Source organism: Nonomuraea sp. NPDC001831 (assembly GCF_042892035.1).
In the GTDB taxonomy this organism is placed as follows: domain Bacteria; phylum Actinomycetota; class Actinomycetes; order Streptosporangiales; family Streptosporangiaceae; genus Nonomuraea.
Genome location: NZ_JBIATU010000011.1, coordinates 13,300 through 32,445, shown reverse-complemented (window position 1 = coordinate 32,445; position 19,146 = coordinate 13,300). Strand labels below are relative to the sequence as shown.

Sequence of the window (19,146 nt, the reverse complement as noted above, 5' to 3'; positions counted from 1 at the left end):
GCTCAGAAATCTACAACGTAAAGGCGGTAGCCTGGCGGGCGTGTCCCAGTCGTACCTCACCCTCGCGGCCGGCGTCGAGCACGAGACCGAGGTGCGCCGCTCCCGGTTCGTCTGCGCGCTGGCCCCCGCCCGTACCGTCGAGGAGGCCGCCGCGTTCATCGCCGCCCGCCGCCGCGAGCACGCCGGCGCCACCCACAACTGCACCGCGTACGTGATCGGCGGGCGGCTGCAGAAGGGCGACGACGACGGCGAGCCCGGCGGCACGGCGGGCACGCCGATGGTCCAGGCGCTGGTCGGCCGGGGGTTCAACGACGTGGTCGCGGTGGTCACGCGCTATTTCGGCGGCGTCCTGCTGGGCGCGGGCGGGCTGGTGCGCGCCTACGGGGGAGCGGTGACCGAGACGCTCGACCTGGTGCAGCCGGTGCGGATGGTCCCGGCCAGGCTGGTGAGCGTCTCGGTGGCCCACGACCAGGCCGGCCGGGTGGAGAACGACCTGCGCGCCTCCCGCTACGCGCTGCGCGAGGTGACCTACGCGGCCGGGGTGACGTTCTCGGTGGCGGTGGGGGAGGACGAGGTGGCGGCGTTCGGCGAGTGGGTGGCCGCGCTGACGGCCGGCCGGGCCCGCGTCGAGGTGGGCGAGGGTGTGCACGTGCCCGGCTGAGGCCGCTCAGCCCTCCAGGGCGTACTGCATGACGCGGAACTTGGCCTGGGCCTCGGCCAGCTCGGCGGCCGGGTCGGAGTTGCCCATGATGCCGCCGCCGGCGAACAGCCGGGCGCGGTTGCCCTCGATCAGCCCCGAGCGCAGGGCGATGCCCCATTCGCCGTCGCCGTGGGCGTCGATCCAGCCGACGGGGCCCGCGTAACCGGCGCGGTCCATGCCCTCCAGCTCGCGGATGACCTTGATGGCGGTGTCGGTCGGGGTGCCGCCGACGGCGGCGGTGGGGTGCATGGCGGCCACCACGTCGAGCACGGACGCGCCGTCGGCCAGCCGCCCGGTGACGTGGCTGGCCAGGTGCTGGACGTTGGGGAGCACGAGGAGTTCGGGCTCGTCGGGGGTGTGCAGGGAGGAGCAGAGGGGGGCGAGGGTCTGGCGCACGGAGGCGATGGCGCACTCGTGCTCGTGGCGGTCCTTCTGGGAGGCGAACAGCGCGGCGCCGCGGGCGACGTCGTCGGCCGGGCCGGTGCCGCGGGCGGTGGTGCCGGCCAGGACGAGGGACTCGATCTCCTGGCCGGTGCGGCGGATGAGCAGTTCGGGGGTGGCGCCGACGAGGCCGGCGACGGAGAAGGTGTAGCACTCGGGGTAGCGCCGGGCCAGCCGGGTCAGCAGCAGGCGCACGTCGATGGGGTGCTCGGCGGTGGCGAGCAGGTCGCGGGCGAGCACGACCTTCTCCAGTTCGCCGTCGCGGATGCGGCGGGCGGCCCGGGCGACGACGTGCTCCCATTGGGGGGCGGTGAGGCTGCCGTCGCCGTAGCTGATGCGGCCGGGCTCGCGGATGGGGCTGAAGGTCTCCAGCGGGGCCTCGCCGACGGTGGTGAGCCAGGCGCGGCCGCCGCGGCGGGCGAGCACGGCGCGGGGGACGACGAGCACGGACCCGGGGGCGTCCTCGTCGAAGGTGAAGCTGCCGAAGGCGACGGGGCCGGAGCCGGAGCCGGGGGCGCGCCCGGCGTCGTCGGCGGGTGCGTCGCCGAGGACGGTGCGCAGCCACTCGCGGGCCCAGGCGAAGCGGCCGGGGCCCGGCGGCACGGCGACGCGGGCGGCCTGGCCCCATCCCACCAGGCCCTCGCCGTTCCTGATCCAGGCGTAGGGCGCCGTCTTCGGGAGGGATGCCAGCAGGTCACCGGGGTCGCCGACAGGGGTGGTGCGAACCGGTAGCGGGCGGGTTGTTCCGAGCGCGACACTCACTCAAGACACTCTATGCGGGAACTGAACACGTTCGACTCGGACCCCCGTTAATGCGGTGTTACTGCCCACGAGCCAGGAAATAACCGGATCTTGACGTTTATTGAGGGCGCCCAGGTCGCGGACGCACTGTCAAGCGGCGATAGGAAGACGGTCCTGAAAAGGCAGACCTCCCCTGAAGGTCATGGTGCGGCCATGATCGACTCCCTACCTTTGGGGCCATGATCGGTCGTCTGTCCCCCGTCGTCACCGCCCTCCTCGTCCTGGCCGCCTCGGGCCCCGCGCAGGCCGTCGTCGCAGCTCAGCCCGTCCCTGAGACGATGGCGGCGCTGGGCGACTCGATCTCCACGGGCTTCAACGCCTGCGGCTGGTACGTCTCCTGCGCGGCCCGCTCCTGGGCGGCCGGCGACAACGCGCAGGTGGACAGCCACTACCTCCGGCTGCGGGGCCTGGCTGGAACGCTCCATCGGGAGAACTTCGCGGTGCCCGGTTCCACGAGCGCCGATCTGCTCGGTCAGGTCAACCAGGCGATCGCGGCGAAGGCCGATTATGTGACGATCCTCATAGGCGCCCAGGACGCGTGCAAGCGTACCGAGCGGGAGATGACGCCGGTCGCGCTCTACCGCCGGCGCATGGACGCCGCGCTGTCGGCCCTGCGTGCCGGCATGCCGCAGGCCAGGGTGTTCATCGCCAGCGTCCCCGATCTGCGGCGGTTGTGGCAGGTCGGCAAGGGCAACCCGCTGGCCCGTACGTTCTGGACCGTCGGGAGGATCTGCCAGACGATGCTGGCCGACCCGGCCTCGGTGAAGAAGGCCGACGTCGAGCGGCGGGCCCGGGTGCGGGCGCGGGTGATGGCCTACAACAGGGAGGCGGCGCTGGCCTGCGCGGCGATGGGGCCCTCCTGCGACACCGACGAGGGCGCGATCTTCTCCTTCCCGTTCACGCTCGACCACGTCAGCAAGTGGGACTTCTTCCACCCCAACCTCGCCGGGCAGAAGGCGCTGGCCGAGCAGACGTTCGAGCACGGCTTCGTCTGGGAGGACCCGCGCTAGCCCGGCCCTGCTGAGTGGCCGCCTTCCGGCACGCGGGAAGAAAAGCCGCGTACGCCGCAAAGGATGGGTGAAAGTAATGATCACCCACCGGAAGGCACACTCATGACGGAGACCGGCACATGACCGCCGACGTGGGCGAGCAGGTGACCGACGCCGCCCTCGTCGCCGGCTACCGGCGGAACCCTGAGCTGTTCACCGCCGTGTACGACCGGTATTTCCATGACGTCTACCGGTACGTGGCCGGACGCCTGGGCGCCCAGGTGGCCGAGGACATCGCCGCCGAGACGTTCCTGCTGGCGTTCGACCGGCGTGACCGCTTCGAGGTGGAAAGAGGTGCTCTGCGGCCCTGGCTGCTCGGCATCGCCACGAACCTGGTGGCCCGGCATCGTCACAAGGAGGCCCGCCGGTACCGGGTGCTGGCCCGGCTCGGGCCCGTGCCGGTCGTGGAAGGGCACGAGAACCGGGTCGTCACCGCCGCGACCGCGCAGCCGTACCTGGCCATGGCGCTCGCCTCGCTGAACGGCGGCGAGCGTGACGTGCTGCTGCTCCTGGCGCTGGGCCAGCTCAGCTACAACGAGATCGCCCAGGCGCTCGGCATTTCCCTCGGCACGGTGGGGTCGCGGCTCAGCCGGGCCCGCGCCAAGATCCAGGCCATCACCGACAAGGAGACCCACCCATGAACGACCTGGACGAGATCGCCACTCTGCTGGGCGAGCCGGAGCCGTCCGCCGGGGCGGTCGCGCGCGGCCGGGAGCGCCTCAGGCGACGGGCGCGGTCGGGCCGGGCGCGCCGGCGCATGGGCTGGTTCGTGGCGGGAGCCGCCCTGGCCGCCGCCGCCGGTTCCGCCGCGGCGGTCGTGTTCACCGCGGGGGCGCCCGTGAACGACGGCGCGTCGGTCACGGGCAAGGAGGTCCTGCTCATGGCCGCCGTCACCGCGGAACGCACGCCTCAAGGCTCCGGGACGTACTGGCACGTCACGCACAAGGGGTTCGAGACGGGCAGCGCGCCGATGGAGAGCTGGACCAGGCGCGACGGCAGGCGCTGGACCAGGGGCATGGAGGACGGCCCCCCGGACGCCGTCGTACCGGCGCCGGCCGCGCGGACGCTCAGCCTCAAGGGCGCCGAGGTGAGCTTCGAGGAGCTCGAAGGGCTGCCGACGGACCCGGAGGCGCTGAAGGCGTGGATCGTCGCGCGCAAGGGCGAAGAGGCGAACATGTCCGCGTCCGAGATCCGCGGCGATCCGACCCTCACCCTGCTCGCGCTGATCACCGACCTGCCGACGCCCACGGCGGTCCGCTCGGCCGCGTTCCGCGCGCTCGCCGCGACACCGGGGCTGGTGGACGTGGGCGCGGTCGAAGGCGGCCGGCATCTGCGCTTTCCCGACCCCGACGGCGGTGAGGACGACCTCGAACTGGTCGTCGATCCCGACAAGGCCCGGGTGGTCCGCGCCGACCTCGTCATCCTCGACGACGGCAGCATCGCGTTCAACGCCGGGTTCTTCTCCGTGGACACCGAGTGGACCGACCGGCTCCCTCGGTGAATCGCAGGTCTGCCCGCGACCGGGCACGGGCCGGGGGGACGCCCCGGCCCGTGCCCGGTCCGCCCGCCTGACCGGCGGCTCGGCCGTCAGCCGACGGCGTAGGCGCGGGTCACGGTCTGGGTGACGCCGTCGCCCGCCTGGTCGGTGACGGTGGCGCGCAGCGAGACGTACCCCGGAGTGGTCGGGTTGTCCAGCCGTGCCGTCCAGCCCGATCCGGTCGCCAGGACGCGCACCGGCCGCCACGTCCGCCCGTCGTCGGCGGACGCCTCCAGCGTGATCGAGGAGACGGCCGCCGCTCGGGCGCCGGGAGCCCGCTCGACCCGGATCGGCACGGTGGTCCGCGAGCCCGGCTCGGCGCGGTTGCCGTCGTCGAGGCCCTGCGGTGCGTAGCGCACGGCCATCAGCGGCAGGGGCCGGGCCTTGGCCGTACGGGCGGAGCGGAACGTCCAGACGGCGTCGACGCCCGTGGACAGCCCCGCCTCCGGCCGCCGGGAGGAGGCGGTCAGCGTGTAGGCGGTGTCCGCCTCCGGCAGCCTGGCGGTGAGCACGCACCTCGCACCCGGGTAGGGGGTGCAGCCGGAGATGCCGGTCCTGGCGATCTCCTTTCCCTTCCCGGTCAGGGTGAGGGTGCCGGTCGCGGTCTCGTCCATGCCGGTACGGCCGGGGACGCCGCTGGTGTACATGCCGTCGATGGGGAAGTCGAGCCTGTCGCCGGTGCGGCTGCCGCCGGTGACGGCGAACGAGGGGCCGGTCACCGCGGCGTTCCAGAGCTGGGTGAACTTCCTGTCGCGCACCGGGCCGGTGCCGAGCTCGGTCAGGCCGCCCGCCCTGAACTCGTCGTTCCACGCCAGCCCCGGCGTGAGGTACCGCGTCAGGCTGCTCGGCAGCGGGATGTCCCAGGTGGTCAGCCCCGCCGCAAGGGCGCCGCCGGGCGGCACCGGCCCGGAGGTCAGCGTGCCGGTGGCGCCCGGGACGGCCGAGCGGTAGGTCTCGGTCGCCTTGACCATGTCCCGGGTCCGCGCGGCGTACCCGGGGGCGTCGGGGAAGCCGTCCGTACGGCGGTCCACGAGGTCGTAGCGGTACGGGCTGGGCGTCGTGTCCTTCTTGGTCCAGACGGTCTGGGCCAGGTAGGCGAACCCCGGTTGCCGCATCGGGAGGACGTGGAAGCCGCCGCGGAAGTTGAACGCGGCCATCGTGGCGTTCCAGGGGCCGTTGACCATGGTGAGCGCGAACGCGGGATCGGGGACGGCAGTGGGGTCGTCGACCGTGAACGTGAACCGCTTCGCCTCACGGCCGTCGACCGTCAGGGACACGTCGGCGTCGCCGACCTCGAACGGCCGGTGCGCGAGCGTCAGGCTGTGCTCCGCCCTCCCGACGATCTCGGTGTAGAGGTTCCAGTGTCCCTTCGGCAGCCTGATCCTGGCAGTGCCGCCGTGGAAGACGAGGGTGCGCTGCGCGCCGGTCGCCTGGTCGTAGACGACGCCCTGCACGTCCTCGGCGGCGGCCCCGTCCCTGCCCAGGACGGCCACCGTGACGTCATAGGACTCCGGCTCCACGTACGCCCCGGCCGGGGTGCGGACCACCGTGTCACCGGCCGTGGCGGTGACGATTCCCGGATGGTCGCCGGGGCTCTCGCCCTCGGCGTCGATCGTCACCGTGACCGACGCCTGCCCGCCCGCGGGCACCTCCAGCCGCTGTGGCGAGAGCGTGAGCACGTCCGAGTCGGTCGTGAGGTCCAGGGTGACGGGCGCGGTCCCGGCGTTGGTGTAAGTGATCTTCCCGGTGGCCCGCCGCTCGCCCGGCTGCCCGTACGGGAACGCGGCCCACACGCCGGTGGGAGCGGCGATCACCTCCTGGTCCAGCGAGCGCGGCACGTCCACCCGCCCGGTGCCCTGCTGGTACGGCGTGGCGCCGGCGGTCGGCCGGGCGCTGCCGACGAGCGCCGCCTTGAGCTGCTGCCCGCTCCAGCCGGGGTGACGCTGGGCGAGGATGGCCGCCGCTCCCGCCACGTGCGGGGCCGCCATCGACGTGCCGCTCATCGCCACGTGGGTTCCGTCGGCGGTGTCCGCCGCGGCGGCGGCCACGATGTCCACGCCAGGGGCGGTGACGTCCGGCTTGACCGCGTGGTCGCCGCTGCGCGGGCCCCTGCTGGAGAAGTCGGCCGGCTGGTCGGAGCGGTCCACCGCGCCGACGGTCAGCGCGGCGTCCGCGCTGCCGGGGCTGTTCACGGTGCCCTCGCCGCCGTCGTTGCCCGCGGCCACCACGAACAGGGCGCCGGTCTTCTGCGACAGGGTGTTCACCGCCTGTTCGATCGGGTCGAGGCCGGGTTCGTCGGGGCTGCCGAAACTCATGTTGATGATCTTGGCCTTGACCTCCGTGGCGGCCCACTCCATGCCGGCCAGGATCGCGGAGTCGCTGATCTGCGTGCCCAGCTTGCCGAAGGCGATGCGGGCTCCCGGCGCCACGCCGCGGTACTTCTCGCCGGCGCCGGCGATGATCGAGGTGACGTGCGTGCCGTGCCCGAGACGATCAGTGATGTCGGGCTCGTCGGAGAAGTTCCGCGACTGGGTGACCACGTCCTTCAGGTCGGGATGCGTGGGGTCGTACCCGCTGTCGAGCACGGCGACCGTGACGCCCTGTCCGGTGAGACCCCGCTGCCACGCCTCGGTCGCGCCGATCTGCCGGGTGCTGCGGTCCAGGGTGTACGAACGCCGCCCGTCCAGCCAGATCCTGCCCTTGCCCGCGGCCAGCGTGGACGCCCCGCCGACCAGGCTCCGCCACGTCTCGCCGGCGCTCTTCTTGGCCACCCGCTGCGCCGTCATGCCCAGGCTGGTCAGCCGCCGGGTCGTCGCGGAGCCCTTCAGCGCGGGGGCCGTTCCCGCCGGCGACTGTGTGAGCAGCGGGATGTCGGGCGTGTCCGCGTCGCCGTAACGCCAGGCGAGCAACTGGGTGACGTCGAACAGCCGCTCGTCCAGCACTCCCCGGGCGACCAGGGGCCCGGCGTCGGACGGGACGACGTACAGATGCCCGTCGCGGTATCCGGAGGAGAAGTACACCTCCCGGCCCGCCCCCGGCTCCACCCGGAAGCTCCTGCCCGTGACCACGACACGGTCGCCGGTCAGCAGCGTCACGCCCCCGGTCGTGCCGGGGCGCGGCTGTCCGGGGCCTGCCTGGCCCGCGTCGGCCGGGCGGGTTCCCGTGGTCGCGCCCACACTCAGCGTGCCTGCCAGGACCGCTGCCAGCAGTCCCTTGCCTAACATCATTGATCCTCACAAGAAGAGAAATCGAGCGTTTCTCCTCTTGTTCACAGAAGGGTGGATTCTTCTTCCCTGGGGCCCGGGGCTAGCGGCACTGCGCGAGCATGGCGTTCTTGTCGGCCCTGGTCACGGGCAGGTCGTACTTGAGCGCGACCTGGGCGAACCGGGTGACGTACGCGCAGCGGACGCGGCGCTGGGGAGGCAGCCAGCCGGCCGGGCCGGAGGCGTCCTTCTCCTCGTTGGCGCGGCCGTCGACGGGTAACAGGTTGAGCGGGTCGTTGGCGAAGTCCAGGCGTTTCGCCATCGGCCAGCGCGGCGCGCCCATGCGCCACCCGTAGTTGAGCGGCACCACGTGGTCCACCTGCACCTCGTCGGCCTCGGACTTGTGCCAGGAGATGAGCCGGCCGGTGTAGGGGTCGGTCAGCTCCATGGCGACGACCTCGCAGCTCGACCCGGGCCGGTACTCGACGCCGGTGCCGTCGCGGGCGAGCAGGTCGTCGCGGGTGCGGCAGCCGTTGCGGGCGTAGGGCACGCCGGTGGCGGTGTCGGCCCAGTTCTCGCCGTACCGGCTGCGGGCGTAGCCGGTGTTGGGGCCGCGGCCCTTGACGCGTAAGCGGCCGATGAGGCCGCGCGCCCTGGCCTTGTCGCCGTCGGACAGGATCGGGGCGAGGCCGGGCAGCGTCCCGCTGGCGTTGCTGAGGGGGCTGGCGGCGGTGGCGGCGGGGCTCTTGGCGCTGCCGGCGAAGGAAACGACGATGACGGCTCCGGCGAGGATCGCGACGGCGACCTTCGTGCTCAAGCGGCCCTCCGTGGTTCCCGCGGGCGAAGTTGTCTAGAGAATTCCCGCCATCGCCGGATTTGACACAGGAAGGCTTCCGTCACTGATCACCCACACCAGGCGGTTCACGCCGCACCGCGGTAATGGCGGTGGCGCGGGATTCCCGGCGCCCGTCTTCGCCGAGCCGGTGGAAAACCGGCTCGGCGACGTGACGCCCGTCCCGTCAGGCCCGGGGACCGTCAGGCCCGGGGACCGTCAGGCCCGGGGACCGTCAGGCCCGGGGACCGGCCGGCTCGGTGGCCTCGGCGGGCGTGGCGGCCTCGCCGGGGCCGGTGGCGGGTTCGGTGGCGGCTTCCGGGGTGGCTTCGGGGGCGGCGTCCGGGACGGGGCGGAGCGGGCGGACGTACGTGCCGTTGCGGCGGGCCACCAGTTCGGCCAGCAGCTCGTCCCACTTCTCGCCCACCGCGTTCACGTCGTACGTGCGCGCCGTCTCCAGCGCGCCCGCCGCCAGCGACCGGCGCAGCGGCTCGTCCTCGATGACCCGCATGATCGCGGCCGCCAGGTTGGCGTTGGTACGCGGCTTGACCAGCAGCCCGTCCACCTCGTCAGTGATCATCTCCTTGGGGCCGTGCGGGCTGTTGAAGCTGACGATGGCCAGCCCCTTGGCCATGGCCTCCAGGATCGTCATCGGGAAGCCCTCGTGCCGCGAGCTGAGCACGAAGATCGACGCCTTCTCCAGCTCGGCCCCCACGTCGCTGGTCGGCCCCGGCAGCTCCACCTTGCCCTCGAGCCCGGCCTCGACGATCTGCGCCGCCAGGTTGTCCTGCTGCGGCCCGGCGCCGAAGATGCGCAGCTTCCAGTCGGGGTGCGCGGCGGCGACGGTCTCCCACGCGGTGATCAGCCGGTGGAAGCCCTTGAGCCGGGTCATCCGGCCCACGGCGACGACGACCTTGGCGTCCAGCCTGGACACCTCGCCGCTCATCGGCGGGACGGCATTGGGGATGCGCGCCAGCTTCTTCGGCTTCTTCGGCAGCGTGCTGCGGTAGTCGCGCAGGTCGGCCTTGGTGAGGGTGACCAGGGCGTCCATCCGCCGGTACCGCCACTTGATCAGCTTCTGCATCGGCTCGGCCTGGGTGCGCAGGGCCACGTGCTCCTGCCCGATGGTGATCACGCCCGGCTGCGCTAACTGCGCCATGGCCAGGTTGAGCCCGGGACGGGTGGCCATGAGCACGCCGCTGTCGAGCGAGCGGATGTAGCGGGCCAGCTTGTAGTCGGTCCACAGGGTGAAGCGGTGGTAGGCCGTCTCCTCCGGCGGGATCAGCTTGCTGGGGAACTTCGACAACATCGCCCGCAGCGGATCGGGGCTCGGCTTGAGCCGGTCGTCCAGGAAGCGGAAGCGCACCCGCGGGTCGATCGGGAAGAACGGCTCCTCGGCCTCCTTCAGGATGCTGACGATCTCGACGTCGTGCTTCTCGGCCAGGTAACCGGCCAGGTTGAACACCGTCCTGATCGTCCCGCCCATGCCGTTGGCGTGCAGGAGCAGGATCCTGATGCGGTCGGTCGACGGCGGCGGCGCGTTGCGTGCCTTGCGGCGGTTGTACCCCCGGTACAACCGGACCATCGCCGACTTCCCCCTGCGTGCCAGTGCGCGCACCTGGACGATCCCCCTTGTGCTCGGTTGCATTCGCGTACGCGCGAGGCCGGTCGTCAGGCCGCGCGCGAGCGGAGTGCACATGTCATCCCCTGTGCGCTTTCCCCGCCTATGATCTTTAGACGCCCAAGAGGATCCTAAGGTTGCATACCTGGCCGATGCGACGGATCCGGCGTATGCGGCGAATGCTCGGCAAGCAGGCCCAGGGCGACGTCGATGGCCCGCTCCAGCTGCGTGTCGATGCCTTTGGCGTAGTCCTGCGGGGTGATGTCGACCTCGATGTCGGGATCCGTGCCGTAGTTCTCCACCTGCCAGCCGACGTCGTCGAAGGCGAAGGAGAACTCCGGCTGCGTGGTCACGGTCCCGTCGGCGAGCCGGTGGCGCGGCCAGATGCCGATCACCCCGCCCCAGGTGCGCTTGCCGACCAGCGGGCCCAGCTTGAGCAGCTTGAAGGTGTGGCTGAAGATGTCGCCGTCCGAGCCCGCCCACTCGTTGGTGATGGCCACCAGCGGCCCGCGCGGCGACTCCGGCGGGTACGGCTCCGGGTCCCCCCACCGCGGGTAGTCGTAGCCGAGCCGCCGCCTGGCCAGCTTCTCCAGCAGCAGCGCCGAGACGTGCCCGCCGCCGTTGAAGCGCACGTCCACGATGAGGGCGTGCCGGTCGTACTCGGCCAGGAAGCCACGGTGGAACTCGCCGAACCCCTCGGTGCCCATGTCGGGGACGTGCAGGTAGCCGATGCGCCCGCCGGACCGCTCGTGGCACTCGGCGCGGTTGAGGTTCACCCAGTCGCGGTAACGGGCGGGCTGCTCGTCGGCCAGCGCGCGCACGGTCACCGTGAACACCCGCTCCTCGCGTCGCAGGGTCAGCTCCACCTCCTCGCCGGCCTGGTTGACCAGCCGCTCGTTCGGGGTGGCCGCGCGGCCGATGGGCGCGCCGTTGATGGCCAGCACCGCGTCCCCCGGCCGCACGTCCAGCCCCAGGCGGTTCAGCGGCGAGGTGGCTTCGGGGTCCCACGGGTCGCCGGTGACGATCGCGCGCACGTGGTAGACGCCGTCCCGGTAGTCCCAGTCGACCCCCAGCTTGCCCTGGCTGTAGTCCGGCCCGGGACGGTACTCGCCGCCGCTCTCGTAGGCGTGGCTGGTGCCCAGCTCGCCGTGCAGCTCCCACAGCAGGTCGGAGAACTCGCCCCGGGTGGTGACCCGGTCCACCAGCGGCTCGTAACGCCGGTAGACGCCCGGCCAGTCGATGCCGGCCATGTCCTCGGTCCAGAAGTTCTCCCGCTGCAGCCGCCACGCCTCCCGGAACATCTGCCGCCACTCCGACTCCGGCGCCACCGACACCTTGATGCGCGACAGGTCGATCCAGCCGCTCTCGCGGCCCGGCGGGTCGTCGTCGTGCTCGGGCACCTCGCCGGCCCTGACCACGCGCAGCCGGCTGCCGGCCCGGTACAGCAGCGTCTTGTGGTCGCGGCCCAGCTCGAACGCGGTGACGCCGTCGGCGAACGTCTCGTTCCTGCCCTTGGCGAAGTCGTACAGGTGCAGGGTGTTCTCGCCCTCCAGCGGGCTGGTCAGCAGCAGCGCCTTGCCCTTGAGCCCAGCCACCCCCTCGTAACGGCCCTCCGGCAGCGGGAAGGCGGTGACGCGGGCGGCCAGCCCGTCCAGGTCCACCCGGACGGCCTCCGCCGGCTCGTCCTCCTCCTCGTCCTTGCCGTTGAGGGGACGCCGTCCCGGCACGAACGGGTCGGGCGCGTCGGCCCGCAGCGCGATCGCATACGGCCGGGTGCCCAGCGGGAAGCCCAGGTCGAACTGCAACTGGTCGTAGACGGGCGAGAAGACCCGCTGGCCGATGAAGTACAGGTAGCGGCCCTGGGGGTCGAAGGCCGGCATCGAGTCCTTGAGCACCGGCTCGGAGGCGGCCACCGTCCGGCCGGTCTCCGGGTGGTGCAGCTTGATCGCGGTCGTCTGGGCGTTGAGCGGCCCGGCGTAGGCCAGCCACTGCCCGTCGTGCGACCAGGCCGGGTCCTCGGGCGGCCCGTGCGGGTTGCGTTCCACCAGGGTGGCCGCGCCCGTGGCCAGGTCCAGCAGGTACAGCTCGTGGCGGTGGTTGACGACGGCCACGCGGTCGTGCGCGGGGTCGGGGACCAGCTCGTTGATCCGGCCCAGCCGGGCCACCTCGACGCCGCAGCCGCCCTCGTGGCCCTCCAGGACGACCAGCGTCTCCTCGTCGGACTCGCCGCTGGCCGCGGCGATCAGCCGCACGCCGTCGTTCAGCCAGGTCAGGAAGCGGTAGCGGACGCCGTCCGGCTCGCCGTGCTGGCTCACCGGGCCCTCCCAGTCGGCCATCGCGTACGCCTTGCCGCGCGAGGTGATCGCCAGCGCGCTGCCGTCCGGGCTGAGGGTCGCGCTGTCGAGGTAGTCCTCGGCGTCGACGAACCGGCGGTTGCGCTGCGTCCTGGAGCTGGCCAGCCGCACCTCCAGCCGCCTGGGCCCGTCGTCCGGCCCGTCGTCCGGCTCCTCGTCCGGCTCCAGCAGGTACAGGTCGGCGCCGGCGTGGTAGACCAGCCGGTGGCCGTCGCCGGACAGGTTGCGCGCGTAGTAGTCCTCGTGGTGGGTGTGCCTGCGCAGGTCGCCGCCGTCCGGAAGGCAGGAGTAGACGTTCCCGACCCCCTCGTGGTCGGACAGGAAGCAGACCCGCCGGCCGCTCCAGCACGGCGAGGCCAGGTTCCCCGGCAGCCGGATCAGCCGCCTGAACTCGCCGTCGCCGTCGGTGTCGATCCACAGGTCGCCGACTGTGCCGCCGCGGTAGCGCTTCCAGCGCGCGGGGTCGGCGGTGTTGCGGCCGAGCACGATCATCCCGTCGGGGCCGTGGGCGATCGAGTTCGCCGGTCCGTACGGCAGCCGCTGCGGCACCCCGCCCGGCGCCACGCGGTGCAGCCATTTGCGCCCGGCGAACGGCTGGGACTGGTCGCTGGCGTACAGGATGCGGCCCTCGTGGTCCCAGCCGGTGACCGTGCAGCGGGCGCCGTGGAAGGTGACCCGGCGCGCGGCGCCGCCGACGGCCGGCATCACGTAGACCTCCTCCGGGCCCTCCTCCCGGCCGACGAACGCGATCTGGTCGCCGCGCGGGGAGATGCGCGGGTAGCCGGCCTCGGCCGCGCCGGCGGTCAGGCGGAACGCGCGGCCGCCCTGGGCCGAGACCATCCACAGGTCGTCCTCGGCGGCGAAGACCACCACGTCCTGAAAGACAGTGGGAAAGCGGAGATAGGCCGACATGTGCGCAGCTCCTCTTCCACCGGACAGCCGGGGGCCGCCGGCCCCCGGCTGCGCGATTCACCTCACGGGGTCATCCCTCGTCGGTCCTTCTGGTTTCCTTCTTGGTCTCCTTGGCCTGGCGGCTCGTCTTGATCGCCTGCTTCTTGGCCTTGCCCGACTTGGTGGCCGGTTTCTTCTTCGTGTCAGCCATCGTTTCCCCCTGAAACGGTTGCGCCCGATTGGCACACTATGGCGGATTAATACCCATCTATCTCAGATAACCGACATACCGCCTATCGCGCGCTAATCGGGCGATCTCCGGACGGACGTGACCACCACCCCCCCTCGCCGCGCGACAGCCCCGGCAGTCGCCGCTCGGCCTCGTGCACGGCCGCCGCCGGGATCTCCCCTTCGAGCACCCACGTCCCGTCCCGCCTGCTCGTGCCGTCCAGGACCGCGCCCAGCCCGGCCAGGCGGGACGACACGGCGGCGAAGGCGTCGGCGGGCACCTCCGCCTCGAAACGGTGGCACGGCTCGTACACCCTGGTGCCGGCCCTGCGCAGCGCCGCGGCCAGCACGGCCCGCGCCTGCCCGCGGAAGTCGCCGGCGGTCGTGACCGGGGAGGCGTAACCCGTCGCCGTCAGCGTGACCAGCACGTCGGTGACCGGCCACCCGTGCGGGCCCGCCCCCAGGCCGCCCCGCACGCTCTCCTCGATCGCCCGGTGGAAGGCCATCGGCAACGAGCCCAGATCGACCTCCAGCCGGTAGAGCACGCCCGAGCCCGGCGCGGCCGGCTCGACCCGCAGGCCCACCGTCGCCATGAACGCGTCCCCGGCCTGGCGCATCTCCTCCCGGGCCGTCCCGGTGCCCGCCGGACGCTCGAAGTACACCGGACGGCTCGGCTCGAACTCCGCCTCCACGCCGAAGTCCCTGGCCAGGGTCTCGCCGATGACCTCCTTCTGGACCTCCCCGTACAGCAGGACCGACGTCCGGCCGCCGGGCAGCGTACGGGTGCCGATCAGCGGGTCCTGCTCGGCCAGCGCGACCAGCGCGGCGTGCAGGCGCGGCTCCTGGCCGGGGACCCGGGGGCGTACGACGGTCTCCAGGCTGGGCGGCGTGAAATGGGCCTGCTGCGCCGGGCCCGGATCGCCCAGCCGGTCGCCGACCCGGATCCCCGGCACGCCCCGGACCGTGGCGATGTCGCCCGCCACCGCCACCCGCGCCCCGGACCCGACGACGACCACCCCGCTCGGCCGCCCCTCGTACGCATGGACGCCCCCACCCGGCCCCCGCCGCAGAAACGTCACCCGCTCCCGCGCCCGGAGTTCCCCGCTCCACATCCGCAGATACGCCACCTTCTCCCCACCCCGCCCCCGCTCCACCACAAACACCACGCCCACCGCCGTCGCTTCAGCCGCCGCTGTCGTTGCAGCCACCGTCGTTTTTGTAGCCGCCGCCGTCGTGGGTGTCGCCGTTGTGGGCGTGGTCGTCGCGGGCTCGGCCGTCATGCCGCGCACCCCGTGACGGTCCAGCTCCACAGCCGCCGCCAGCCCAAGGGGCCCGCCTCCGGCCGCCGCCGTCATGCGGCCGGCGCTTCTATCCGCGCCGGCCGGGGGCTGGGGAACCGCGGGAAGCAGCCGGACCGCCCCGAGCAGCTCGGCCACCCCCTCGCCGGTGATCGCTGACCCGAACAACACCGGATGCGCCTCGCCCGCCGCGCACTGCGCCGCAAGCGCCTCCCGCACCCGCCCCGCCCCCGGAACCACGTCATCGACGAGCAACTCCAACAGCCCGTCATCCCCCTCAGCCAACAGCTCAGCCGCCACCATCCCAGCCGCCTCCAAGCCGTCCCCTGCGTCGGCCCCTGCCCCCACGTCGGCCCCCGCGCCGGCCACTGCGTCGGCTCTGAGGTCGGCCCTCGCGCTGACCCCCGCCTCGGGCCCCGCCTCAGGCCCTGCCTCGGGACTCGCGTGGGGCCTCACGTCGGGCCTGGCGTCATGCGTCGTCTCGGGCTCCGTACTGGCGGGATCGGCATCGACGGGCCCAGTGGCCCGCACCACCTCCTTCGAGCCGCCGCCCGCCACCCCTGAGCGGGGAGCACCCCCAGAGGCCGGGGGAGCGACGACGGGGGAGCGGGATGCGACGGCCGGGTCGCCGGAAGCCGCTCCGGACGTCGAGGAAGTCAAGGGGAGGGGTCGGGTGGCGGGGGCCGGGTCCCTGGGAGCGGCCCCGGAGGACGGGGAAACGGAGGTGATGGGCTCGGAGGGAGCCGGGCCGCGGGAAGCGGGCCCGGAGGCGAGGGGCCCGGAGGTGATGGGCTCGGAGGGAGCCAGGTCGCGAGAAGCGGGCCCAGAGGCGAGGGGAGGGGAGGCGAGGGGGTGAGGGGGTGGGGCGCTCGGGGTGGTGCTGAAGGGGGGTGGGGCGAAGGTGAAGGGGTGGGTGGTGGCGGACGGGCCGCCGATGCCGCTCACCGTGTTGAGCGCGACCGCTCGCGGCGACAACCACCGCCGGACCTCGGCGAGCACCCCCGCCTCCCGGGCCCCCATCCGGTCGATCTTGTTCACGAAGATCAGCGTGGGCAGCCGCAACCGCCGCAGCGTCTTCATCAGGACCCGCGTGTGCGGCTGCACGCCCTCCACGGCCGACACCACCAGGACGGCGCCGTCGAGCACGCCGAGCGCGCGTTCGACCTCGGCCACGAAGTCGGCGTGGCCCGGCGTGTCCACCAGGTTGACCCGCAGGTCGCCCATGGTGAACGAGGCCACCGCCGAGCGGATGGTGATGCCGCGGCGGCGTTCGATCTCGCCGCTGTCGGTCTGCGTGCTGCCGTCGTCGACGCTGCCGAGGCGCGTGATGACCCCGGTCTCGAACAGCAGCCGCTCAGTGAGGCTGGTCTTGCCCGCGTCTACGTGCGCGAGGATGCCGATGTTCAGGATGTGCATGAGTGGTGGAGCCCTCGAGAACTCTCGTGCCAATGGGGCGCTGGAAGATCTCTGGGCGGCGCCGCATCTCGTGCTCCTGAACGTCGTCCGGCTGGTGCCCGGTCATCCTGCCAGCGGGGCGGGCCGGCAGGCCACCGATTTAAACCGGGTCATACCAGTCGTACGGGGTCACAACAGGCGAAGCTGCTCCGGCTCTGCGACGGCCGGGACGGCGCCGGGCGTCCGGCGGGGCGGCACGCGGCGGGCCATGGCGGGCGTGGCTCTGCCGACCCCGTGGCGCCGGGCCAGCTCCTTGACCTGGGCGACGACGCGGTCCTGGTAGGAGGCGGGGGCGTAGGCGCCGCGGCCGTACAGCTCCAGATAGCGCGGCACCAGGCGCGGGTGCTCGCGCCCGAGCCAGCTCAGCCACCACTCGCGCGCCCCCGGCCGCAGGTGCAGGACGATCGGGGCGATGTGGGTCGCGCCGGCCTCGGCGATCTCCTTGACGGTGCGTTCGAGCTGGGCGGGGGAGTCGGTCAGGTACGGCAGGATCGGCGCCATCAGCACCCCGCACGCCACCCCGTTGTCGTTGAGCGTGGCGCACGCCTCCAGCCGCCGCCGCGGGTTGGGCGTTCCGGGCTCGGCCCCGCGCCACACCGCCTCGTCGACGAACCCGACCGACATGCTCGTGCTGACGTCGGTGACCTCGGCCGCCTCGGTGAGCAGATCGAGGTCGCGCAGGATCAGCGTGCCCTTGGTGAGTACCGAGAACGGGTTGGCGGCGTCGCGCAGCGCGGCCAGGATGCCCCGCATGAGCCGGTAGCGGCCCTCGGCGCGCTGGTAGCAGTCGACGTTGGTGCCCATGGCCACGTGGTGGCCGCCCCAGCGGGCCGCGGCCAGCTCCTTGCGGGCCAGCTCGGCCGCGTTGACCTTGACGACGATCTGCGAGTCGAAGTCGGCCCCGGCGTCGAGATCGAGGTATTCGTGCGTCTTGCGGGCGAAGCAGTAGACGCAGCGATGCCCGCACCCGCGGTAGGGGTTGATCGTGTACTCGAACGGCACCCGGCTCGCCCCCGGCACCCGGTTGATGACGGACCGGGCCTGGACCTCGTAGAAGGTCATCCCTCTGAACTCGGGCGTGTCGAACGTACGGGTGACCGCGCCGCGGGCGAACAACGGCACGGCTGGATCGGCCTGACCGGGCCCGGTCAGGCGCAGGTTGTCCCAGCGCATCCCATGATTAGAACAAAAGTTCGAGCGTGATCGCAAACCGAAAAGAGGCGGTAATTAGGGGGTCACGTCAAGGCTAATGATCTTCATGGTTGGGGAGGAACACGCCACAGTGCTTGCGTTCCGGAGGTGCGTCTATGGCCTGGTCGCAGGACGAGGAGCGAATGCTGGCCCAGATCGAGCAGCACCTCGTCGACGACGATCCGCGGCTCGTCGCCCGGCTCGAGTCGTTCAACGAGCGGGCCCGTCGCAGCGAGGCGAGGGCGAAGGGGCAGCCGGGCCACAGGCGGCCACGCCGGTCGACGGTCATCATCGTGATCAGCTGGGTGCTCATCGCGACGCTGGTGGCCACCCTGCTGATCATGGTGCTCCAGCACGAGGCCGCCACCGCCGTGGCCCTGGCCGCCTCGCGCTGACCTCTCCCGGATCGTCGGCCTGCCTCAGGCCGTGCGGACGGTCGGCTCGTGGCGTACCGGGAAGTTGACCGAGGCGGCGATGAAGCACGCCTTGTGGGCGTCCTCGTGCAGGCGGGCGGCGGTCTCGGCCATCTCCGGCGCGGCCACGGTCACCTCGGGGCGCAGCACGACCTCGGTGAAGTGGCCGCCGGTCCTGCTCTCGGCCATGGTGCCCGCCGCGTGGTCGGCGTACGAGGTGACCACGACGCCCGCCTCGGCGCACAGGTGCAGATACCACAACATGTGGCACTGGGAGAGCGAGCCGACCAGCAGCTGCTCGGGGTTCCAGCGGGCGGGGTCGCCGCGGAAGGCCGGGTCGGAGCTGCCCGCGATGACCGGCGGGCCCTCGGCGGACAGGTCGTGGTCGCGGTCGTAGTCGCGGTAGCCGCTGGTGCCGGTGCCCCGGTTGCCGGTCCAGGTCACGGTGGTGGTGTACGTGTGGTGGCGGGTCATGCGGGTTCGTCCTTGCTGTGAGTGACGGCGCGGGTGTCGAGGACGTGCGCGCGGGCGATGGCCGCGGCGTCCTGCGGCCGGGCCTCGCTGATCGCGGCGAGAAGCTGCTCGTGCTGGCCGGAGACGTGCGCCGGACGGGACGGCGGCGCCAGCGAGCGCAACGTGGACACCTGGATCTGGTCCCACACGCGCTCCAGCGTGTGCAGCGCGACGGCGTTGGCCGCCAGCTCGGCGATCCGCCGGTGGAAGCGGCGGTTGAGCCCGACGGCCTCGCCGAGCCGGCCCTGCGCGGTGGCGGCCGCCGTGGCGTCGGCGACCTGCCGCAGCGAGGCCAGGTCGGCGGGGGCGATGCGCCCCTCGCCCTGGCGGGTGGCCGCCAGCTCGGCCGTGAGCGCCTCCAGGGCCGCCCGCACCTGGTAGGCGTCCTCCAGCGCGGACGGCTCCAGGGCCACGACGACCACCCCACGCCCGGCCGGGCGCACCAGCCCGTCGGCGGTCAGCGCCCGCAGCGCCTCGCGCACCGGGGTGCGGCTCATCTCCAGGCCCGCCGCGACCTCCGTCTCGGTCAGCCGCGCCCCTGGCGGGTAGGCGCCGTCGAGGATCAGCTCCCGCAACCGGCTCCAGGCCACATCGCTCTGCACGGACGCGACTCTAGCTC

14 protein-coding genes are annotated in these 19,146 nt (G+C 72.8%); 5 read left to right on the top strand and 9 right to left on the bottom strand.

From position 1 onward, the window contains the following. Nucleotides 1–40: 40 nt before the first annotated feature. Nucleotides 41–661: a YigZ family protein gene (locus ACFYYW_RS31075; RefSeq protein ID WP_387653870.1), complete on the top strand. Its 621-nt coding sequence runs from the start codon at nt 41–43 to the stop codon at nt 659–661. Between the two features lie 6 nt (nt 662–667). Here the strand turns inward: ACFYYW_RS31075 and ACFYYW_RS31070 are convergent, their stop codons facing one another. Further along, complete coding sequence (locus tag ACFYYW_RS31070; protein WP_352329030.1) at nt 668–1,903, bottom strand: isochorismate synthase; 1,236 nt, start codon at nt 1,901–1,903, stop codon at nt 668–670. Nucleotides 1,904–2,121: 218 nt separating this feature from the next. Between ACFYYW_RS31070 and ACFYYW_RS31065 the strand changes: the two genes are divergently transcribed. The 3 genes from ACFYYW_RS31065 (at nt 2,122) to ACFYYW_RS31055 (ending at nt 4,492) form a co-directional block, all read left to right on the top strand. Continuing rightward, nucleotides 2,122–2,952 (top strand): GDSL-type esterase/lipase family protein, encoded by an 831-nt coding sequence (locus ACFYYW_RS31065; protein ID WP_352329028.1) that lies wholly within the window; start codon nt 2,122–2,124, stop codon nt 2,950–2,952. Between the two features lie 119 nt (nt 2,953–3,071). Next, a complete protein-coding gene (locus tag ACFYYW_RS31060) occupies nt 3,072–3,632 on the top strand; it encodes an RNA polymerase sigma factor (protein WP_387653867.1) in 561 nt (186 codons plus the stop codon). After that, nucleotides 3,629–4,492: a CU044_5270 family protein gene (locus ACFYYW_RS31055; RefSeq protein ID WP_387653865.1), complete on the top strand. Its 864-nt coding sequence runs from the start codon at nt 3,629–3,631 to the stop codon at nt 4,490–4,492. The genes ACFYYW_RS31060 and ACFYYW_RS31055 overlap by 4 nt, the downstream gene beginning before the upstream one ends. 86 nt (nt 4,493–4,578) lie before the next feature. On the opposite strand, the gene ACFYYW_RS31050 is transcribed toward ACFYYW_RS31055, so the two are convergent. The 6 genes from ACFYYW_RS31050 to ACFYYW_RS31025 all read right to left on the bottom strand — a co-directional run bounded on the left by ACFYYW_RS31050 (nt 4,579) and on the right by ACFYYW_RS31025 (nt 17,583). After that, nucleotides 4,579–7,755, bottom strand: a complete 3,177-nt coding sequence (locus ACFYYW_RS31050) for a S8 family serine peptidase (protein ID WP_387653863.1) — start codon at nt 7,753–7,755, stop codon at nt 4,579–4,581. Nucleotides 7,756–7,834: 79 nt separating this feature from the next. Then, complete coding sequence (locus tag ACFYYW_RS31045) at nt 7,835–8,548, bottom strand: HNH endonuclease family protein (RefSeq protein ID WP_352328283.1); 714 nt, start codon at nt 8,546–8,548, stop codon at nt 7,835–7,837. Between the two features lie 250 nt (nt 8,549–8,798). Beyond that, complete coding sequence (locus ACFYYW_RS31040) at nt 8,799–10,181, bottom strand: glycosyltransferase family 4 protein (RefSeq protein ID WP_387653861.1); 1,383 nt, start codon at nt 10,179–10,181, stop codon at nt 8,799–8,801. 134 nt (nt 10,182–10,315) lie between these two features. Next, nucleotides 10,316–13,450, bottom strand: a complete 3,135-nt coding sequence (locus ACFYYW_RS31035; RefSeq protein WP_352328285.1) for a PDZ domain-containing protein — start codon at nt 13,448–13,450, stop codon at nt 10,316–10,318. 272 nt (nt 13,451–13,722) lie between these two features. Then, on the bottom strand, nt 13,723–16,371 hold the full coding sequence (locus tag ACFYYW_RS31030) for a GTP-binding protein (RefSeq protein ID WP_387653858.1): 2,649 nt from the start codon (nt 16,369–16,371) through the stop codon (nt 13,723–13,725). Nucleotides 16,372–16,539: 168 nt separating this feature from the next. Beyond that, entirely contained in the window at nt 16,540–17,583 is a 1,044-nt protein-coding gene (locus tag ACFYYW_RS31025) for an Rv2578c family radical SAM protein (RefSeq protein ID WP_387653856.1), read from the bottom strand. A 134-nt stretch (nt 17,584–17,717) separates the two neighbouring features. Between ACFYYW_RS31025 and ACFYYW_RS31020 the strand changes: the two genes are divergently transcribed. After that, nucleotides 17,718–17,996, top strand: coding sequence for a DUF3040 domain-containing protein (locus ACFYYW_RS31020; protein ID WP_352328164.1), 279 nt, complete (start codon nt 17,718–17,720; stop codon nt 17,994–17,996). Nucleotides 17,997–18,020: 24 nt separating this feature from the next. Here ACFYYW_RS31020 and ACFYYW_RS31015 read toward each other — a convergent pair whose 3' ends face one another. Beyond that, a complete protein-coding gene (locus ACFYYW_RS31015; protein ID WP_387653855.1) occupies nt 18,021–18,488 on the bottom strand; it encodes an OsmC family protein in 468 nt (155 codons plus the stop codon). Further along, the gene (locus ACFYYW_RS31010) at nt 18,485–19,129 is read right to left on the bottom strand and encodes a GntR family transcriptional regulator (protein WP_387653854.1); all 645 of its coding nucleotides are present in this window, start codon (nt 19,127–19,129) and stop codon (nt 18,485–18,487) included. Before ACFYYW_RS31010 ends, ACFYYW_RS31015 begins: the two co-directional genes overlap by 4 nt. Between the last annotated feature and the right edge of the window lie 17 nt (nt 19,130–19,146).

Coding starts and splice junctions, on each gene's coding strand:
- ACFYYW_RS31060 (WP_387653867.1), top strand. CDS start 3,072: ATGACCGCCGACGTGGGCGAGCAGGTGACCGACGCCGCCCTCGTCGCC.
- ACFYYW_RS31030 (WP_387653858.1), bottom strand. CDS start 16,371: ATGCACATCCTGAACATCGGCATCCTCGCGCACGTAGACGCGGGCAAG.
- ACFYYW_RS31055 (WP_387653865.1), top strand. CDS start 3,629: ATGAACGACCTGGACGAGATCGCCACTCTGCTGGGCGAGCCGGAGCCG.
- ACFYYW_RS31065 (WP_352329028.1), top strand. CDS start 2,122: ATGATCGGTCGTCTGTCCCCCGTCGTCACCGCCCTCCTCGTCCTGGCC.
- ACFYYW_RS31050 (WP_387653863.1), bottom strand. CDS start 7,755: ATGATGTTAGGCAAGGGACTGCTGGCAGCGGTCCTGGCAGGCACGCTG.
- ACFYYW_RS31020 (WP_352328164.1), top strand. CDS start 17,718: ATGGCCTGGTCGCAGGACGAGGAGCGAATGCTGGCCCAGATCGAGCAG.
- ACFYYW_RS31035 (WP_352328285.1), bottom strand. CDS start 13,450: ATGTCGGCCTATCTCCGCTTTCCCACTGTCTTTCAGGACGTGGTGGTC.
- ACFYYW_RS31025 (WP_387653856.1), bottom strand. CDS start 17,583: ATGCGCTGGGACAACCTGCGCCTGACCGGGCCCGGTCAGGCCGATCCA.
- ACFYYW_RS31015 (WP_387653855.1), bottom strand. CDS start 18,488: ATGACCCGCCACCACACGTACACCACCACCGTGACCTGGACCGGCAAC.